14 protein-coding genes are annotated in these 17521 nt (G+C 74.2%); 7 read left to right on the forward strand and 7 right to left on the reverse strand.

Going from position 1 to position 17521, the window contains the following annotated elements; all coding sequences use genetic code 11:
* Nucleotides 1-44: 44 nt before the first annotated feature.
* From ACGFIZ_RS03975 to ACGFIZ_RS04000, 6 genes are all read right to left on the reverse strand, one after another.
* A complete protein-coding gene (locus tag ACGFIZ_RS03975) occupies nucleotides 45-746 on the reverse strand; it encodes a DUF998 domain-containing protein (protein ID WP_393415549.1) in 702 nt (233 codons plus the stop codon).
* A 157-nt stretch (nucleotides 747-903) separates the two neighbouring features.
* Nucleotides 904-1080, reverse strand: coding sequence for a DUF6104 family protein (locus ACGFIZ_RS03980; RefSeq protein ID WP_347668624.1), 177 nt, complete (start codon nucleotides 1078-1080; stop codon nucleotides 904-906).
* An 82-nt stretch (nucleotides 1081-1162) separates the two neighbouring features.
* Nucleotides 1163-4885: a multifunctional oxoglutarate decarboxylase/oxoglutarate dehydrogenase thiamine pyrophosphate-binding subunit/dihydrolipoyllysine-residue succinyltransferase subunit gene (locus ACGFIZ_RS03985; protein WP_393415551.1), complete on the reverse strand. Its 3723-nt coding sequence runs from the start codon at nucleotides 4883-4885 to the stop codon at nucleotides 1163-1165.
* Nucleotides 4886-5253: 368 nt separating this feature from the next.
* The gene (locus ACGFIZ_RS03990) at nucleotides 5254-6081 is read right to left on the reverse strand and encodes an ABC transporter permease (RefSeq protein WP_393415553.1); all 828 of its coding nucleotides are present in this window, start codon (nucleotides 6079-6081) and stop codon (nucleotides 5254-5256) included.
* A complete protein-coding gene (locus ACGFIZ_RS03995; protein WP_393415555.1) occupies nucleotides 6078-7016 on the reverse strand; it encodes an ABC transporter ATP-binding protein in 939 nt (312 codons plus the stop codon). Before ACGFIZ_RS03995 ends, ACGFIZ_RS03990 begins: the two co-directional genes overlap by 4 nt.
* A 235-nt stretch (nucleotides 7017-7251) precedes the next feature.
* A complete protein-coding gene (locus tag ACGFIZ_RS04000; protein WP_393415557.1) occupies nucleotides 7252-7911 on the reverse strand; it encodes a hypothetical protein in 660 nt (219 codons plus the stop codon).
* A gap of 128 nt (nucleotides 7912-8039) precedes the next feature.
* On the opposite strand from ACGFIZ_RS04000, the gene ACGFIZ_RS04005 reads away from it, so the two are divergent.
* From ACGFIZ_RS04005 to ACGFIZ_RS04035, 7 genes are all read left to right on the forward strand, one after another.
* A complete protein-coding gene (locus tag ACGFIZ_RS04005) occupies nucleotides 8040-8870 on the forward strand; it encodes a GNAT family N-acetyltransferase (protein ID WP_393415559.1) in 831 nt (276 codons plus the stop codon).
* Nucleotides 8867-9748, forward strand: coding sequence for a lysophospholipid acyltransferase family protein (locus ACGFIZ_RS04010; protein WP_393415560.1), 882 nt, complete (start codon nucleotides 8867-8869; stop codon nucleotides 9746-9748). Before ACGFIZ_RS04005 ends, ACGFIZ_RS04010 begins: the two co-directional genes overlap by 4 nt.
* Before the next feature lie 76 nt (nucleotides 9749-9824).
* On the forward strand, nucleotides 9825-10526 hold the full coding sequence (locus tag ACGFIZ_RS04015) for a response regulator transcription factor (protein ID WP_347668631.1): 702 nt from the start codon (nucleotides 9825-9827) through the stop codon (nucleotides 10524-10526).
* Nucleotides 10523-12079: an ATP-binding protein gene (locus ACGFIZ_RS04020; RefSeq protein ID WP_393415563.1), complete on the forward strand. Its 1557-nt coding sequence runs from the start codon at nucleotides 10523-10525 to the stop codon at nucleotides 12077-12079. Before ACGFIZ_RS04015 ends, ACGFIZ_RS04020 begins: the two co-directional genes overlap by 4 nt.
* A 62-nt stretch (nucleotides 12080-12141) precedes the next feature.
* Nucleotides 12142-13761: a S1C family serine protease gene (locus ACGFIZ_RS04025; RefSeq protein WP_393415565.1), complete on the forward strand. Its 1620-nt coding sequence runs from the start codon at nucleotides 12142-12144 to the stop codon at nucleotides 13759-13761.
* 248 nt (nucleotides 13762-14009) lie between these two features.
* The gene (locus tag ACGFIZ_RS04030) at nucleotides 14010-14678 is read left to right on the forward strand and encodes a BON domain-containing protein (protein ID WP_393415567.1); all 669 of its coding nucleotides are present in this window, start codon (nucleotides 14010-14012) and stop codon (nucleotides 14676-14678) included.
* A gap of 90 nt (nucleotides 14679-14768) precedes the next feature.
* Nucleotides 14769-15884, forward strand: coding sequence for a glycosyltransferase family 4 protein (locus tag ACGFIZ_RS04035; protein WP_393415569.1), 1116 nt, complete (start codon nucleotides 14769-14771; stop codon nucleotides 15882-15884).
* A 39-nt stretch (nucleotides 15885-15923) separates the two neighbouring features.
* On the opposite strand, the gene ACGFIZ_RS04040 is transcribed toward ACGFIZ_RS04035, so the two are convergent.
* Nucleotides 15924-17465, reverse strand: a complete 1542-nt coding sequence (locus ACGFIZ_RS04040) for a protein kinase (RefSeq protein ID WP_393415571.1) — start codon at nucleotides 17463-17465, stop codon at nucleotides 15924-15926.
* Nucleotides 17466-17521: the final 56 nt, after the last annotated feature.

The raw sequence follows: 17521 nt of genomic DNA on the forward strand, positions 1-17521 counted from the left end.
CCCCCCGCCCGGGTCCTCGTACCCGAGCCGTGGGGCCTGCGGGATCACGACGGGGCGGGCGCGGCTTCCCGGCCGGCCTCCGGCGCGCCTTCGGGCGGGCGGGACGCCGCGAAGAGGGCCTCGCTCCTGGCCACCCAGGCGGCGCCGAACGCGAGCACGGCCACGGTCTCGCACCAGAGCACCGGCTTGACGGTGTGGCGTACGTCCGCGGGCAGCGCGGTGCTGGCCAGCGCCAGCCCGACGGCCACCAGGATGAGCATTCCGCAGGCGCGGTAGAAGCGGTTCGCCGCCCGCCCGGGCGGCACCCCGGCCCGGTCGGGCCGGGTGAACAGGAACAGGCAGAAGACGGCGAGGAGCAGGAACAGGGCCGCGGCGGCGGCCTGGTGAACCATCCCCGTGGCCCGGTCGGCAGCGCTGACGGTGCCGGCCGGCGCGCCCATCGTGGTGGGGAACAGGGCCACCACGATGGCCAGCACGCCGGCCACCGTGCCCAGCACGTCGTCGAGCCGACGGTAGCGGTAGCTGATCAGGAACACCCCGACGGCGCACATCGCGCCGACGAAGATGTCCCGCATCGCGGTGTGGTAGTAGCCGCTGAGCGAGTCGAGCAGCGTCGGCCGGCGGGTGACGATCAGATGCCCGACGATCAGCACGACCGGCAGCGAGATACCGACGGATCCGATGCCGAGGCGGAGGCGGCGGACGGTCATCGCATCCTGCGGCGGCTTGGGGCGCTCGCGGTCCATCGCGGCCTCCCTGGCGCTGGCGGTGGTTGGCCGGCGGCTCCTCGCCGGCCCTGGATCCAGCTTCGCAGCGGACGCTATTGATCGAAACCCGGTCAAACGGTCACCCGTCGCGCAAACGAACAAATCAAACGCCCCACGTGCGGGAGCACGGGTCGGATCAGTCCTCGTCGTCGTCGAGGCGGGCGAGCCAGGTGGCGAACCGCTCGATCGGCGTCTCGAACTCCGGGTTCAGGTCCACGAAGTCGCGCAGCCGCTCGCCGAGCCACTCCATGCTGACGGACTCCTCGCCCCGGCGCTGGACCAGTTCCTCGATGCCGCGGTCGGTGAAGTACATGTGGGTCCTCTCAGGAACGGACCGCCACGCGACCGGGGCAGCGACCCACGGTCGCTGCCCCGGTGTCGGCGGTACGGTCAGGTCACGGGCGGGGCAGGGCCGCCTCGAGCAGCGCGTTCTGCTCCACCTCGTGCATCTTGGCCGAGCCGACCGCCGGGGCGGCGGCGGCCGGACGGGAGATGCGGCGCAGCCGGACGTCGGACAGGTGCTCCAGCAGGTTGAGCGCGACGAAGCTCCACGCGCCCTGGTTGGCCGGCTCCTCCTGCACCCAGGCGAAGTCCTCGGCGTTCGGGTACTGCGCCAGGGCCGCCCGGATCTCCTCGACGGGCAGCGGGTAGAGCTGCTCCATCCGGATGATCGCGGTGTCGGTGACGCCCCGCTCGGCCCGGGCCTGGAACAGGTCGTAGTAGACCTTGCCCGAGCAGAGCAGCACCCGCTTCACCTGCTGCGGCGCCGGGGCGGCCGGGTCCCGCAGCACCGGCTGGAAGGTGCCGGTGGTGAAGTCCTCGACCGGGGAGACGCAGAGCTTGTGCCGAAGCAGCGACTTCGGCGTGAACACCACCAGCGGCTTGCGCTTCGGCGACAGGGCCTGGCGACGCAGCAGGTGGAAGTGGCTCGCCGGGGTGCTCGGGATGGCCACCCGCATGTTGTCCTCGGCGCACAGCTGGAGGAACCGCTCCGGCCGGCCGGAGGTGTGGTCCGGGCCCTGGCCCTCGTGGCCGTGCGGCAGCAGCAGGGTGACCGCGGAGCGCTGGCCCCACTTCACCTCGCCGGAGGAGACGAACTCGTCGATCACCGACTGGGCGCCGTTGACGAAGTCGCCGAACTGGGCCTCCCAGCAGACCAGCGCGTTCGGGTTCTCCACCGAGTAGCCGTACTCGAAGCCCATCGCCGCGTACTCGCTGAGCAGGGAGTCGTGCACGAAGAACCGGGACCGGGCGCCGTCGCCGGTGAGCGAGCTCAGCGGGAGGTGGTCCTCGCCGGTCTTCGAGTCGACCACCGCCGCGTGCCGCTGCACGAAGGTGCCGCGGCGGGAGTCCTGCCCGGCGAGCCGGACGGTGACCCCGTCGTGCAGCAGCGACCCGAACGCGATGATCTCGCCGAAGCCCCAGTCGATGTTGCCCTCGACGGACATCCGGGCCCGCCGGTCGAGCAGCTGCTGGATGCGCTTGTGCGGGGTGAACCCCTCGGGCAGGTTGACGTGCGCCTCGCCGATCGCCTTGATCACGGAGGCGTCGGTGGCGGTGTCCACCTGCGGCTCCGGCTCGTCCTCGCGCGCCGGCCGGGCCAGCTGCCGCGGCGCCGAGGCGGCGTCCCGCGTGGCCTTGAAGACCCGCTCGAGCTGTGCCTGGTAGTCGCGCAGCAGCTCCTCCGCGTCCTCCACCGTGATGTCGCCCCGGCCGATCAGCTCCTCGGTGTAGAGCTTCCGGACCGACCGCTTCGAGTCGATGATCTGGTACATCTGCGGGTTCGACATCGACGGGTCGTCGCCCTCGTTGTGCCCGCGCCGGCGGTAGCAGACCATGTCGATCACGACGTCCTTGTTGAACGCCTGCCGGTACTCGAACGCCAGCCGGGCGACCCGGACCACGGCCTCGGGGTCGTCGCCGTTGACGTGGAAGATCGGCGCCTGGATCATCCGGGCGACGTCGGTGCTGTAGAGGCTGGACCGGGAGTGCTCCGGGGCGGTGGTGAAGCCGACCTGGTTGTTGACCACCACGTGCACCGTGCCGCCGGTGCGGTAGCCGCGCAGCTGGGACAGGTTCAGCGTCTCGGCGACCACGCCCTGGCCGGCGAAGGCGGCGTCGCCGTGCACCGCCAGCGGCAGCACGGTGTACCCCTCCAGCTTGAGGTCGATCCGGTCCTGCTTGGCCCGGACGATGCCCTCCAGCACCGGGTCGACGGCCTCCAGGTGCGACGGGTTCGCCACCACCGAGACCTTGACGGCGTGCTCGCCGTCCGGGGTGGTGAACTTGCCGTTCTGGCCGAGGTGGTACTTCACGTCGCCCGAGCCCTGCGTGGTGCGCGGGTCGAGGTGCCCCTCGAACTCCGAGAAGATCTTCTCGTACGGCTTGCCGACGATGTTGGCCAGCACGTTCAGCCGGCCCCGGTGGGCCATGCCGATGACCACCTCGTCGAGCCCCGCCTCGGCGGAGCACTCCAGCACCTCGCCGAGCAGCGGGATCAGCGACTCGCCGCCCTCCAGCGAGAAGCGCTTCTGGCCGACGTACTTGGTCTGCAGGAAGGTCTCGAACGCCTCGGCGGCGTTGAGCCGGTTGAGCACGTGCTTCTGCTCGTCCGGGGTCGGCTTCTCGTACTTGCGCTCGATCCGCTCCTGGATCCAGCGCCGCTCCTCCGGGTCCTGGATGTGCATGTACTCGATGCCGACCCGGCGGCAGTACGAGTCGCGCAGCACGCCGAGGATCGAGCGCAGCTTCATCCGCTGCTTGCCGGCGAACCCGTTGACCGGGAAGGTCCGGTCGAGGTCCCACAGGGTCAGGCCGTGCTCCAGGACGTCCAGGTCCGGGTGCTTGCGGATCTTGAACTCCAGCGGGTCGGTGTCGGCCATCAGGTGGCCGCGCACCCGGTACGCGTGGATCAGCTCGTGCACCCGCGCGGTCTTGTTGATCTGGCCCTCGGAGTCGACCGCGACGTCCCGCATCCAACGCACCGGCTCGTACGGGATGCGCAGCGAGGTGAAGACCTGGTCGTAGAAGCCGCGCTCGCCGAGCAGCAGCTCGTGCATCACCTTGAGGAACTCGCCGGACTGCGCGCCCTGGATGATCCGGTGGTCGTACGTGCTGGTCAGCGTGATGATCTTGCTGACGGCCAGCTCGGCCAGGGTGCTCTCGCTCATCCCCTGGTACGGCGCCGGGTACTCCATCGCGCCGACGCCGATGATCGCGCTCTGCCCGGTCATCAGGCGCGGGATCGAGTGGACCGTGCCGATGCCGCCCGGGTTGGTCAGCGAGATCGTGGTGCCGGAGTAGTCCTCCATGGTCAGCTCGTTGCGGCGGGCACGCCGGACCACGTCCTCGTACGCCTGCCAGAACTGCCGGAAGTCCATCTGCTCGCAGCCCTTGATGGACGGGACCACCAGCGCGCGACTGCCGTCCGGCTTGGCCAGGTCGATCGCGATGCCCAGGTTGACGTGCTCCGGACGCGCCATCGCCGGCTTGCCGTCGACCTCGGCGTAGGAGTTGTTCATCTCCGGGTGCTCGACCAGCGCCCGGACCAGCGCGTACCCGATCAGGTGGGTGAAGCTGACCTTGCCGCCCCGCCCGCGGGCGAGGTGGTTGTTGATGACGATCCGGTTGTCGACCAGCAGCTTGGCCGGGACGGCGCGGACGCTGGTCGCGGTCGGCACGCTCAGCGAGGCGTCCATGTTCTGGACGATCTTCGCGGCGACGCCGCGCAGCGGCGTGGTCTGGGCGCCGGCGGCGGCCGGCGTCGCGGGGGCGGCCTTGGCGGCCGGATTGGCGGGCGCGGCGGCCTTGGCGGGCGCGGCCTTCGCCGGAGCCGGCTTCGCGGGCGTCTTTTCGACCGTCGGCGCGGCCGGCTGGGTGACCGTGGCGGCCGGCTCCTGCCCGACGGCGGGCTCCGGCGCGGCGGGGGCGGCCTTCGCCGGCTCACCCTTCGCCGCGGCGGCGCCGGGGGCCTGGCGGTAGTCCGCGAAGAAGTCGTGCCAGGCCGAATCGACGCTGCTTGGGTCGGCGAGGTACCGCTGGTACATCTCCTCGACGATCCACTCGTTCGGGCCGAAACCCGCCAGTGGGTTCTCCTGCGAAGTCTGCTGGGTCGACACGGCCGGTAATCGCCTCTTTCACGCGGGTTTGTGTGTCACGCGGTGTCCGCCGTCGCCCGTCCCGCGGGCGAACAGGAGACGGCTCCCAGGCTACGCCGTACGAATACGGTAAGCATTTCCGCCTCCGTCGCGTGTTCGGTTTCACAGAAGACGCCGGAAGCTCGGTAAACGCCGCGTGTTCCGTCGACTCCGCGCCGCGGCGGTCGCGCGTCGTCCGCCCGCCCTGGCGTACGGACGCATCCCAAGATCCGGACAACTTCCCCGAAGGTGTGGCCTCGGCGGCGTCGAAGGCCACACCTTCGGGGAAAGTGCGCGGATCTTGAAACGGGCGGGGCGGGCCCCACGGCGGGGCCCGCTCCGCCCGCGGGTCAGGAGATGTCGCGCCGCCGGATGGTGAGCGTGCCGACCACGCCCGTCACCACGGCGTACCCGATCAGCACCGCCGCGCCCGCCCAGCGCGGCGGGTTGCCGGGGATCTCCGCGCCGGTCACCATCAGCCCCGAGGCCAGCGACGGCACCAGCAGTTGGAGGTTGTTGATCCAGTCGCCGAAGCGGGTGGCCAGGATGCCGATCGCGATGGCCGCGCCGATCGAGCCGCCCAGGTAGAGCAGGATGCCGGTCACGGTCGCGCCGATCTGGCTGCGGATCAGCACGCCGATGCCGACGCCCAGCACCGACCAGAGCAGGTACGCCAGCGCGTTGAGCCCGATCGCCCGCCAGATCGCGCCGCTGCCGAGCTGCGGGGCGAAGTCCACGGTGGCCAGGATCAGCGCCCCGAACACCAGGTTGAGGACGGTGGTGACCAGCCAGAACAGGATCGCCAGCACCGCCGCGGCGACCAGCTTGGCCACCATCACCGCGGTGCGGTGCGGCGCGGTGAGGAACGTGGTGGTCACCGTCTGGTGGAAGAACTCGCTGGTCACCACGATGATCCCGAGCAGCATCACGATGAGCAGCCCGAAGAACTGGCCGTTGGTGTAGAGGTTGGCGGCCAGGCTGTCGGCGGACGCGGCGGCCTGGAGCTGGTCGGCCTGCTCGGCGGTGACGTCCCCGGCCCCGATGCCGTTGGCCAGCGTCTCGGTCTGCAGCCAGTTGATCAGCAGGGTGAGGCCCCACAGCGGCAGGGTGATGAGCCCGAACACCCACCAGGTGTTGGTGGTCCGGATCTTGAGCAGCTCGGATCGGACGAGGTTCATCGGATGCCCGCCTTCCCGGCCGTCAGCTCCAGGAACACGCCCTCCAGGTCGGGCCGTTCCGTGGTCAGTTCGTGCAACTCCACCTTGGCTTCGAGGGCGACCCGGCCGATCGTCGGGGCGTCCACCCCGCCGACCAGCAGCAGGCCCGGCTCGCCGGCCTCCACGGTCGCGGACTGCGCCCGCAGCGCCGCGGCCAGCTCCTCGGCCTGCGGGGTACGCACCCGGACCCGCCCGCCCTGCGACATCGAGCCGATCACCTGCTCGACCGGACCCTGCCGGACCAGCTTGCCGGCCGCGATGATCACCACGTCGTCGGCGAGGAGCTGCATCTCCGACAGCAGGTGACTGGAGACCAGCACCGTGCGGCCCTCGTGGGCCAGCCCCTTGAGGAAGTCGCGCATCCACCGGATACCCTCCGGGTCGAGCCCGTTGGCCGGCTCGTCGAGGATCAGCACCCGGGGGTCGCCGAGCATCGCCGCGGCGATGCCGAGCCGCTGCTTCATGCCGAGCGAGTAGCCCTTGAACTTGCGCCCGGCCGCCGGGGTCAGCCCGACCAGGGCCAGCGCCTCGTCGGCCCGCTGCCGCGGCAGCCCCGCCGCCGCGCAGATCACCCGGAGGTGGTTGACGCCGGTGCGGCCCTTGTGCGCGCTCGACGCCTCCAGCACCGCGCCGACGTGGCGCAGCGGGTCGGCCAGGTCGGCGTACCGGTGCCCGCCGATCGTCGCCGTGCCGCCGGTCGGGGTCACCAGGTTCAGCAGCATGCGGAGCGTGGTGGTCTTGCCCGCGCCGTTCGGGCCGAGGAAGCCGGTCACCCGCCCCGGTTCGACCGTGAACGACAGACTGTCGACCGCCCGGAGGTTCCTGTACTGCTTCGTCAGGCCGGACACCACGATCTGACCGCTGTTGGTGGTGGGGCTTCGCTGCCCGTCAGCCATCGTTCTCCTCCCGTGCGTGGCGCGAGGTCGCGCCGACGTGTCGCGACGCGGTCGCGTCGTCGCACAGCCTGGCAAGGCGGCGCAACCCGGTCAATGAGGCGCGGCACCTACATCGGCCTCCTCCTCAGGCAGGACGCCGTCCTCCGCACGGATGAGTACCGCTCCCGCCCGGACCGCCCGCGCGCCCCTGCCCGGCGGCCGGGGCGGCGGCCCGGATGGGTGATCGGGCCGCTGGTCAGGCCCCGGGCAGGGCGATCCAGGTGGCGCGGGCGCGGCCCAGCAGCCGCCCGTCCGGGCCGTACAGGCTGGTGCGCACCAGCGCCTTGCGCCCCTCGCCGCCGACGGCCACGCCCGTCGCCACGCACTCGTCGCCGGGCGCCGGCAGCGCGTCCACCACGGCGGCCATCCGGCCGAGCACGTACGGGCGGCCGGGGGCGATCACGGCCCACCCGCCGGGGCAGTCCAGCGCCGCCCAGACCGTCGCCGGGTCGACGTCGGCCGGGGCGGTGAACGGCGCCGCCGTCCGGCCGTCCGCCAGCCGGCCGGGGAAGATCCGCAGCCCGTCGGCCCGCTCGGGGCCGCAGACGTAGCAACCGGGAAACGGGTGGTCCACCAGGCCGGGGTACGCCGCCGCGGCGGTCCGCGCCGTCTCGACGTCCACCGGCGGCACCGCCTCCGGGACCTCGTCCACCGTCCGCACCTGCGCGATCAGGAGGCCGTCGTGGTCCCGGACCTCGCCCGCGTCCACGGTCAGCGGCGTGTCCAGCGGCGGCGGCTGCCGCAGCGTCACCTCGGCGACGCCACCGTCGTGGCCCGTCGCGCCGGCGAAGGCGCCCGCGCTCCAGCCGCCGTTGCCCGAGCCGGGCGGGCCGTTGAACCTCGCTGGGATGATCATCTCCAAACCTCCTGCGGGCAGCCTCGCACGCCCACCCGCCGTGCGAAGAAGCCCCTCGCCGGACGGCGTTCACCGGATCGACACCGGTCGTCTCCGCTCTCGGCACCCGGAGCACCTACACAGTGCTCATGGCCGTTCTGCCCGTCGCTGGTACGCCCCTGACGACCAGCGGATACACCCTCCTGATCGCCGACGATTCGACACAGGTCGCGGCGGCGCAACGCCTGCGTCACGAGGTGTTCGCCACCGAGCTGGGGGCCACCCTGCGCCCCGGTCCCGCCGGCCTGGACGCCGACGACCTCGACGCCCACTGCGACCACCTGATCGTGCGCGAGGAGCGCACCGGGGCGGTGGTCGGCACGTACCGCCTGCTGCCGCCGGGACGGACCAGCCGCCGGTACGCCGACGGCGAGTTCGACCTGGGCGCGCTCGACCCACTCCGCGACGTCCTCGTGGAGGCCGGGCGCTCCTGCGTCCACCCGGACCACCGCTCCGGCGCGGTGGTCAACCTGATGTGGGCCGGCATCGCCCGCTACCTGCACCTGCGCGGCTCCCGCTGGCTGGGCGGCTGCGCCTCCGTCCCGGTCGACGACGGTGGGCGGCTCGCCGCCGGGGTGTGGACGCGGGTGGCCGCCCGGCACCTCGCGCCCCCGCCGCTGCGGGTCCGCCCGCTGCGGCCCTGGTTCGCCGAGCCGGGCGCGGTCGCGCCAGAGCCCCCCGTGGCGTGGCTGCCCGCCTCGGGGGCCCGTGCCCCGCAGGTCGCCCCGGACGCGGCAGCGGCGGCCGACCGGGTGGCCGTCCCGCCGCTGCTGCGCGGGTACCTGCGGCTCGGCGCGTGGGTGGCCGGCGAGCCGGCGTACGACCCGGACTTCCGGGTGGCCGACTTCTACGTACTGCTGTCCCTGGACCGGATGAACCCCCGCTACCTGCGGCACTTCCTCGGCGAGGCCGAGCGGTGAGCGCGGGCAGCCACCTCTGGCGACCGGCCTCCGGCTGCGGGCCGGACTGCCTGCCCGGGCCGCGCGAGGTCCCCGCCGTGCCGGTCGCCCGCCGGCTGGCCCGGCTGGCCGGCGTACTCGGCATGCTGGCGGCCGGGGCCGGGCTGGCCGCGCTGCTGCCCGCGCTGCCGGTCGAGGCGCGGCGCTCGGCGGTGCGGCGCTGGGCCCGGGCGACGGCCCGGGCCTCCGGGGTCCGGCTCGTGGTCCGGGGCCGGCTGCCCCGGCGGCGGGCGCTGGTGGTCGCGAACCACCTCTCGTGGCTGGACATCCCCGCCGTGCTGGCGGTGGCGCCCGCCCGGATGCTGGCCAAGCGCGAGGTGCGCGGCTGGCCGCTGGTCGGGCTGTTGGCCGCCGCCGCGGGCACGCTCTTCGTGGACCGCGCCCGCCCCCGGGCGCTGCCGGCCACGGTGGGCCGGGTGGCGGCCGCGCTGCGGGCCGGTCACCCGGTCGCGGTCTTTCCGGAGGGTACGACCTGGTGCGGCGTCCTGCCCGGGTGCCGCCCCGGCGGCGGGTTCCGCCCGGCGGTGTTCCAGGCGGCGATCGACGCCGGTGCGCCCGTCGTGCCGCTGCGGATCGGCTATCGTCTGGGCGGCGGCGCGTCGACCACGGCCGCGGCCTTCCTCGGCGACGAGAGCCTGGCGCGGTCGGTCTGGCGGGTGCTCGGGTCGCGCGACCTGACGGCGGAGGTGACGATCACCGCCGCGCTGCACCCGGCGCCCGGGGCGGACCGGCGACCGCTCGCCCGGGCCGCCGAGGCGGCCGTCCGCCTGCCGGCGCCCCGGCCCGCCGCCGTGCCCCCGCCCGCGGAGCCCGCCGTGGCGGTGGGCCTGGCGGCCTGAGCGCCCGGCCCCGCTCTCAGGGACTTTCCAGGAAGCGCCCAGCGCGGGCGCAGCGACGTCGCGGATGATGGTCCGCATGGCCACTACCCAGACCGAGGCGCGACTGCTCGTCGTCGAGGACGACCCGAACATCCTCGAGCTGCTCTCCGCGAGCCTCCGCTTCGCCGGCTTCGACGTGGCCACCGCGACCAGCGGAAGCGCCGCGCTGAGCGCCGCCAAGGACCACCGCCCCGACCTGGTGGTGCTCGACGTGATGCTGCCCGACCTCGACGGCTTCGAGGTCATCCGGATGCTCCGCGAGGGCGGCACCCGTACGCCGGTGGTCTTCCTGACGGCCCGGGACGCCACCGACGACAAGATCCGCGGGCTCACCCTGGGCGGCGACGACTACGTCACCAAGCCGTTCAGCCTGGAGGAGCTGACCGCCCGGATCCGGGCGGTGCTGCGCCGGACGACCACCGGGGAGCAGGCCCCCTCCCGGCTCACCTTCGCCGACCTGGAGCTGGACGAGGAGACCCACGAGGTGTACCGGGCGGGGCAGCGGGTTCAGCTGTCGCCCACCGAGTTCAAGCTGCTGCGCTACCTGATGCTCAACGCGAACCGGGTGCTGTCGAAGGCGCAGATCCTCGACCACGTGTGGAACTACGACTTCCGGGGCGACGACAACATCGTCGAGTCGTACATCTCCTACCTGCGCCGCAAGGTGGACAACACCCAGCCCCGGCTGATCCACACCCTGCGCGGCGTGGGGTACGTGCTGCGCAAGCCGGCGGCGTGAACGCCGTCCAGCTGGCGAAGGGGCGGTTGCGGGGCGTACCGCTGCGGGTGAAGCTGGTCGCCGCGGTGCTGGCGCTGGTCGCGGCGGCGCTGGTGGTGATCAGCGCGCTGACCACGTACTTCCTGCGTAACTATCTGGTCGCCCAGGTCGACGGCGAGCTGCGCGCCGCCACCAGCAGCATCGAGACCGCCATGGTCACCGCCAACGCCGGCGACCCGATCATCCCCACCGACTACCTGGTGGTCGCCACCGACCCGGACACCGGCCGGGTCCGCGGCTACCGGTACGACTACCACCGCTTCCGCGTCGACGACCTGCCGCCCTGGCCCAGCGACGCGGCAGGCTTCGCGGCGAAGGTGGGGGAGCCGCGCACGGTGCGGGCGCGGGACAGCGCGGTGCGCTGGCGGGTCCTCTACACCCAACTGCCCAACGGGCAGCTGGCGGTGATCGGCCAGCACCTCACCGACGTGGACCTGGCGGTGAAGCGGCTGGTCTGGATCGACCTGCTCGTCGGCAGCGCCGTGCTGCTCCTGCTCGCCTCGCTCGGCGCGGCGATGGTCCGCACCAGCCTCAAGCCGCTGGTGGAGATCGAGCGGACCGCCGCCGCCATCGCCGGGGGCGACCTGACCCGGCGGGTGCCGGACCCGGAGGAGGGGCATCCCTGCCCGACCTCCGAGCTGGGTCGGCTGTCCCGGGCGCTGAACGCCATGCTCACCCAGATCGAGGCCGCCTTCACGGCCCGGGCCGCCTCGGAGACCGCCGCCCGGGCCGCGGAGGCCGGCGCCCGCGACGCCGCCATCGCGGCGCAGGCGTCCGAGGCCCGGGCCCGCCGCTCGGAGGAGCGGATGCGGCAGTTCGTCGCCGACGCCTCGCACGAGCTGCGCACCCCCCTGACCACGATCCGTGGCTTCGCCGAGCTGTACCGCCAGGGCGCGGTGCGGTCCCCGGAGCAGACGGCCGGGCTGGTGCGCCGGATCGAGGACGAGGCCGCCCGGATGGGGCTGCTGGTGGAGGACCTGCTGCTGCTGGCCCGGCTGGACCGGGAGCGCCCCCTCTCGCTGGCCCCCGTGGAGCTGCCGGTGCTGGCCTCCGACGCCGTGCAGGCGGCCCGCGTGGTGGCCCCGGACCGGCGGATCGAGCTGGACATCGTGCCGGGCTCCGGGCCGCTGCTGGTGTACGGCGACGACGCCCGGCTGCGCCAGGTGATCGGCAACCTGATGACCAACGCGCTCACCCACACCCCGCCCGAGGCGTCGGTGACCCTGCGGCTGCGCGGCGAGCCGGGCAACCTGGCGGTGGTGGAGGTGGCGGACACCGGCCCAGGGCTCTCCCCGGAGCAGGCCGAGCGGGTCTTCGAGCGCTTCTACCGGGCCGACGCCGCCCGCACCCGACGGGCCGGGGGCGCCACCGGGACGGGCCTGGGCCTGGCCATCGTGGCCGCGCTGGTGGCCGCCCACCACGGCACCGTCGAGGTGGACGAGACGCCGGGTGGGGGAGCGACGTTCCGGGTCCGGCTGCCCCTCGCACCCGACACGGACGGTGAGGGCGAGTGACTTTCAGCGAACTTCCAGGTGGATTCCAGGCCGGTCGCAGTGGGGGCGGGCAAGCTGGGGACATGACCGAGTACGAGACCGACCCGCAGCGGCGGCCGGCGCCCTCCGACGCCGAGCCGTCGCAGCCCACCGCCGAACTGCCCCGCGCGGAGCGCGAGCACTCCGACTCCCCGGTCGTCGAGCCCGCCGCTCCGGCCGCCACCGCGCCCGCTGTGGCCGACGCCGCCCCCGCGGCGCCCGCTGTGGCCGGCGCCGCTCCCGCCGCGGGTCCGACCGCCTCCGCCGGCAGCGAGGCCGCCGCCGGCACCGGGCACGCCGCGCCCGCCCCCGCTTCCACCCCGCCGGTCGCGCCCGGCGCCGCCCCCGCGCCCGGTCAGCATCCGTACGGCGGGTACGCCCAGCCGGCCGCCGCGCCGCCGTACCCGGTGTCGGGGCAGCCGCAGCCCGCCGCGCAGTACCCGGCCAGCCCCTGGCAGCAGGGGCAGCAGTCGGGCTGGACCGGGGGCGCGCAGCACCAGCCCGGCACCGGCGGATACACCCCGCACCCGGGCGGTCCCGCGTACCCGACGGGTCCGTTCCCGCCGCAGCACGCCGGCCAGCCGGTCCCGCCGTGGGCGCAGGGCACGGCCGTGCGGCCCAGCCGGATCGCGAAGCTGGCCGGCGCCGGCGTCGCGGTGTTCGCGCTGATGCTCGGCTCCGGCGTGGCCGGTGGGGCGCTCGCGGTCGCCCTGGACTCCGGCTCCGGCGGGATCACCCGCACGTACTCGGCCGCGCCGGTGATCAACAGCGCGGACCTGCCGAAGATCGCCGCGTCCGTCCAGGACAGCGTCGTCTCGATCACCACGGGCAGCGGCGAGGGCTCCGGGGTCATCCTCACCGCGGACGGCTACGTGCTGACCAACAACCACGTGGTCGCGTCCGCCGGCGGCGACAGCGTCCGGGTGGTCTTCGCCGACGGCAAGCAGGTCCGGGCGGAGATCGTCGGCACCGACCCGAAGACCGACCTGGCCGTGGTGAAGGCCAGCGGCGTCAGCGGGCTGAAGGCGGCGAAGTTCGGGGACAGCGACGCGATGCAGGTCGGCGACCAGGTGCTCGCCCTGGGCAGTCCGCTCGGCCTCCAGGGCTCGGTCACGGCCGGCATCCTCAGCGCGCGCGACCGCACGATCCAGGCCGGCAGCGGCCAGCAACAGGATCCGCGGCAGGGCGCCAGCTCGATCTCCGGGCTGCTCCAGACCGACGCGCCGATCAACCCGGGCAACTCCGGCGGCGCGCTGGTCAACACGCGGGGCGAGGTCATCGGCATCAACACCGCCATCGCCACCTCCGGGCAGAGCACCGGCAACATCGGCGTCGGGTTCGCCATCCCGAGCAACAAGGCCAAGGACGTCGCCGGCAAGCTCCAGCGGGGCGAGAAGGTGAGCCACCCCTCGCTCGGGGTGAGCGTGACCGCGGCCGAGAACGGCGGGGCGGTGGTCGCGGCCGTGACGCCGGGCAGCGCCGCCGAGAAGGCCGGCCTCCGGCAGGGCGACGTGATCACCAAGTTCGGCGACACGGTGGTCAACGACTCCGAGGACCTGGTGGGCGCCGTCCAGTCTCGCAAGGTGGGCGACCAGGTCGAGGTGCAGTACCAGCGAAACGGATCGCCGGCGACGGCAACCGTGACGCTCGCCGAGACGTCATAACAGACACGCAGACCTGCCTCCTCCTGGCGGCGGGTGGCGGGGCCAAGGGGGTTGGCCTCGTCACCCGCCGCCTTTTTCTGCGCCATGTCGGCGGCATGGCGGTATCCCACGGGCTCGAACATCCCCATGTCGGCGACTCGGCGGCATCCCGCGGCACCCGGCCCGGCTCACCCGGTCCGGGTGAGCCGCGCTCACCCCGCCGTCCGGCACGGTGACGGCAGCAGCGCCCAGCGCGGGAGAGGAGTGCCATGACGACGGCGGCGACCACCCGGACCGACCCGGAGATCCAGCGCGACGTCCTCGCCGAGTTGGACTGGGACCCCCAGGTACCGCCGACCATGGTCGGGGTCTCCGTCGTGCAGGGCGTGGTCACCCTGACCGGCTCCGTCGACAGCTACGCCGACCGCTGGGCGGCGGTGCGGGGCGCCCAGCGGGTCCGGGGCGTCCGCGCGGTCGCCGACGACATCGAGGTACGCCCGCCCGACGTCTCCGGGCCGACCGACACGGACCTGGCCCTGGCGGCCAGCCGCGCCCTTGAGTGGGACAGCTTCGTGCCGGCGGAACGGCTGGACGTGACGGCCGCGAACGGGTGGCTGATCCTGCGCGGCGAGGTGGAGTTCGGCTGGCAGCGGCGTACGGCCGAGCGGGAGCTGCGCCGGCTCCGCGGCGTACGCGGGGTGACCAACCTGGTGGAGGTCCGGCCGGCGCGGCCGTCCGGGCAGCGCGCGCGGCACGACCTCCAGCGGGCCCTGTCCCGGAGGCTGGGCACCGAACGGGTGGTCGCCGAGCTGCACGGCGACACGGTGGTGCTCAGCGGGGTGGTCCGGTCCTGGTGGGAGCGGGACGAGGCGGAACGGGTCGCCTGGTCGGCCCCGGGGGTCCGGACGGTGCACGACCGGCTCGTGGTGGCCGGCTGACGCCGGTGGCGGTCCAGGGCGTCCGTTTGCTCGGGGTCCGGCCGGGAAAGCGTCCGATCGCGTTGTGCGTGGGATCGACGGGGAGGACTCGTGGCCGTTGACCGTCAGCCGACCGACCGTTCCGGGGAGCGGCGGCTGCGGATCGCCATGGTGGTCCCGCCGTGGCTGTCCGTGCCGCCCCCCGGGTACGGGGGGCTGGAGTACGTGGTGGCGGGCCTGGTGGACGGGCTGGTCGGCCTCGGGCACACGGTGACCGTCTTCGGGGCCGGGCAGGACCACGGCACCCGGGCCCGGTACGTCCCGGTGGGCGTCGACCTCCAGTACGAGCGGCTCGGCGAGGCGATGCCCGAACTGGCCCACCTGGCCCAGGTCGCCCACCTGGTCGGCCCCGAGGACTTCGACATCATCCACGACCACACCATGATCGGCCCGCTCGTCGCCGGCCGCCGCACGGTGCCCACCGTGGCCACCGTGCACGGCAACCCGGTCGGCGAGTACGGCACCGTGCTCAGCGACACCGACGTGGGTGTCGGGCTCGTCGCCATCTCGCACGCGCAGCGCCGGATGAACCCGGCGCTGCCCTGGGTGGGCACCGTGCACAACGCGCTCGACACCGCCGGCGTGCCGTACAAGAGCGCGCCGAGCCGGGGCGCGGTGCTGTGGCTGGCCCGGTTCAACCCGGACAAGGGCCCGGACCTGGCGATCCGGGCCGCCCGGGCGGCCGGCCTGCCGCTGGTGCTCGCCGGCAAGTGCAACGAGCCCGGCGAGCGCCGGTACTACGAGGAGGTGGTCGAGCCGCTGCTCGGCGACGACGTGACCGTGGTGCTCAACGCCGACCGGGAGGCCGCCCTGCGGATGCTGGTCGACGCCCGCTGCCTGATCATGCCGATCCAGTGGGAGGAGCCGTTCGGCATGGTGATCGTCGAGGCGATGGCCACCGGGACGCCGGTGGTGGCGCTCAACCGGGGGGCCGTGCCGGAGCTGGTCCGCGACGGTGTGACCGGGCTGGTCTGCGACCAGCCCGACGACCTGCCGGACGCGCTGCGCCGGGCCGGGGCCCTCGACCCGGCGGCGTGCCGGGCGCACGTGACGGAGAACTTCTCCACCACCGCGATGGCGCTCGGCTACTCGGGCGTCTACCGCGACTTTCTCGACGGGACCACCCGCGCCGCGACCCGCCGGCCGACGCCGGCGGTCGCCCGTTGACCGACCGCCGTCACGCCCCGGGCCGTCGCCCGAACCCCGTCACGCCCCGGCCGCGCCGAGCTGCTTGAACGCGTTGTCGAGCCGGCGGGCGTACGACGTGGTGATGCCGCCCTGGCGTTGCCGCTGCGCGATCTCGTCCCGGGCCCGCCGCACCGCGCGCGTCAGCTCGCCCGGCCCGCTCGCGGCGATGACCTGGCCGAGCAGGACGCGCAGGTCGGCGCCGACGTCGGCGCGGATCCCGCCGGTGGCCACCCCGTCCTCGATGAGCTGCTCGACCCGGTCCGCCGCCGCCGTGAGGCCTTCGCTGGTCGGCGCGGGCCGGGTGGCGGTGGCGGCCGGCGGCGGGGCCGGGCGGGTCGGGTCCGGCGCGCGGGTCGCGGCCGGGGAGGTCGGCGGGGCGCTGCGCAGCACGTCCGGTGCGGCTGCCGACGCGGCGACCGCCGGGTTCCCGTCCGGTAGGGCCCCCGACGGCGGGGCGGGCTCCCTGGTCAGCACGGGGATGAGCAGCGCCGCCCCGGCGAGCAGCACCGCGCCCGTCACGACCAGCGGCACCAGCCGGCGTCGGCGCGATCCCCCGGGCCGCCCGGGCGACCCCGGCTCCGCCACCCGGGCAGCGGGCGCGGGGTCGGCCGGGCGGCCCGCCCCCGGGTCGTCCGGCGGGGGCGGCGGCGGGACCCGGGCCGGTGACGGCTCGGGTGGGCCGACGATCGAGGGCAGGGTCACGGTCGGGGCGAGCATGGTGGCGGCCTGCGGGTCGGCCGGCAGCAACTGGTCGCGCAGCACCCCCGCCACCTCCTGGGCGGTGGGCCGGTCCCGGGGATCCCGGGCCAGGCAGCGCAGGCAGGTCCGGGCCACCTCGGCGGGCAGGCCCGGCACGTCGAGTGGGGGCGGGGGAGCGCCCGTCGCCAGCGCCGCGCCGAGCTGCTCCCAGGTGTCCGCCGGGTACGGCACCCGCCCGGTCAGCGTCTCGTAGAGCAGCACGCCGAGGGAGTAGATGTCGGTGGCCGGCTGCGCCGGTGCGCCCTCCAGCCGCTCCGGGGCGACGTACGCGGGCGTACCGAAGGCGCCGGCCTCGTCCGGGGCGCCGACGTGGGTGGCGATGCCGAAGTCGAGCACCTTCGCGCCCACGGGCGTCATCATCACGTTGGCCGGCGTGATGTCCCGGTGCACGATGCCCAGCAGGTGCGCCGCCGCGAGCGCCTCGGCCACCTGCGCGCCGATCCCGACGGCCTCCGCCCACGGCAGCGGCCCCTCGGCCAGCCGGTACTCCAGTTCGTCCCCGCCGAGCAGCTCCATCACCACGAACGAGGTGATGCTCCCGTCCGGGGCGACCGTCTCGCCGTAGTCGTGCACCGAGGTCACGTGTGGATGGACGAGCTGGGCGGCGGAGCGGGCCTCCTCCCGGACCATGTCCCGGAACCGGGGGTCGGCCGCCAGGGAGGGCGCGAGCACCTTGAGGGCGACGACCCGATCGAGCACCTCGTCCCGGGCCCGCCAGATGACCGACATGCCGCCGGTGCCGATCTGGTCGATGAGCCGGTACCGGCGGGCCAGCAGCCTGCCGGCGTGCAGCTTTGCCATCGGGGTCGCACCTGCCTGGGGTCGGGGCCGTATCAGGTTGCGCGAAGGTGTCCAAC

Source organism: Micromonospora sp. NPDC048830 (genome assembly GCF_043198215.1).
Classification (GTDB): domain Bacteria; phylum Actinomycetota; class Actinomycetes; order Mycobacteriales; family Micromonosporaceae; genus Micromonospora.

Bases quoted from the DNA above. Each gene is read 5' to 3' on its own strand.
- ACGFIZ_RS03975 (WP_393415549.1), bottom strand. From the start codon at position 746: ATGGACCGCGAGCGCCCCAAGCCGCCGCAGGATGCGATGACCGTCCGC.
- ACGFIZ_RS03980 (WP_347668624.1), bottom strand. From the start codon at position 1,080: ATGTACTTCACCGACCGCGGCATCGAGGAACTGGTCCAGCGCCGGGGC.
- ACGFIZ_RS03990 (WP_393415553.1), bottom strand. From the start codon at position 6,081: ATGAACCTCGTCCGATCCGAGCTGCTCAAGATCCGGACCACCAACACC.
- ACGFIZ_RS03995 (WP_393415555.1), bottom strand. From the start codon at position 7,016: ATGGCTGACGGGCAGCGAAGCCCCACCACCAACAGCGGTCAGATCGTG.
- ACGFIZ_RS04000 (WP_393415557.1), bottom strand. From the start codon at position 7,911: ATGATCATCCCAGCGAGGTTCAACGGCCCGCCCGGCTCGGGCAACGGC.
- ACGFIZ_RS04005 (WP_393415559.1), top strand. From the start codon at position 8,040: ATGGCCGTTCTGCCCGTCGCTGGTACGCCCCTGACGACCAGCGGATAC.
- ACGFIZ_RS04015 (WP_347668631.1), top strand. From the start codon at position 9,825: ATGGCCACTACCCAGACCGAGGCGCGACTGCTCGTCGTCGAGGACGAC.
- ACGFIZ_RS04025 (WP_393415565.1), top strand. From the start codon at position 12,142: ATGACCGAGTACGAGACCGACCCGCAGCGGCGGCCGGCGCCCTCCGAC.
- ACGFIZ_RS04030 (WP_393415567.1), top strand. From the start codon at position 14,010: ATGACGACGGCGGCGACCACCCGGACCGACCCGGAGATCCAGCGCGAC.
- ACGFIZ_RS04040 (WP_393415571.1), bottom strand. From the start codon at position 17,465: ATGGCAAAGCTGCACGCCGGCAGGCTGCTGGCCCGCCGGTACCGGCTC.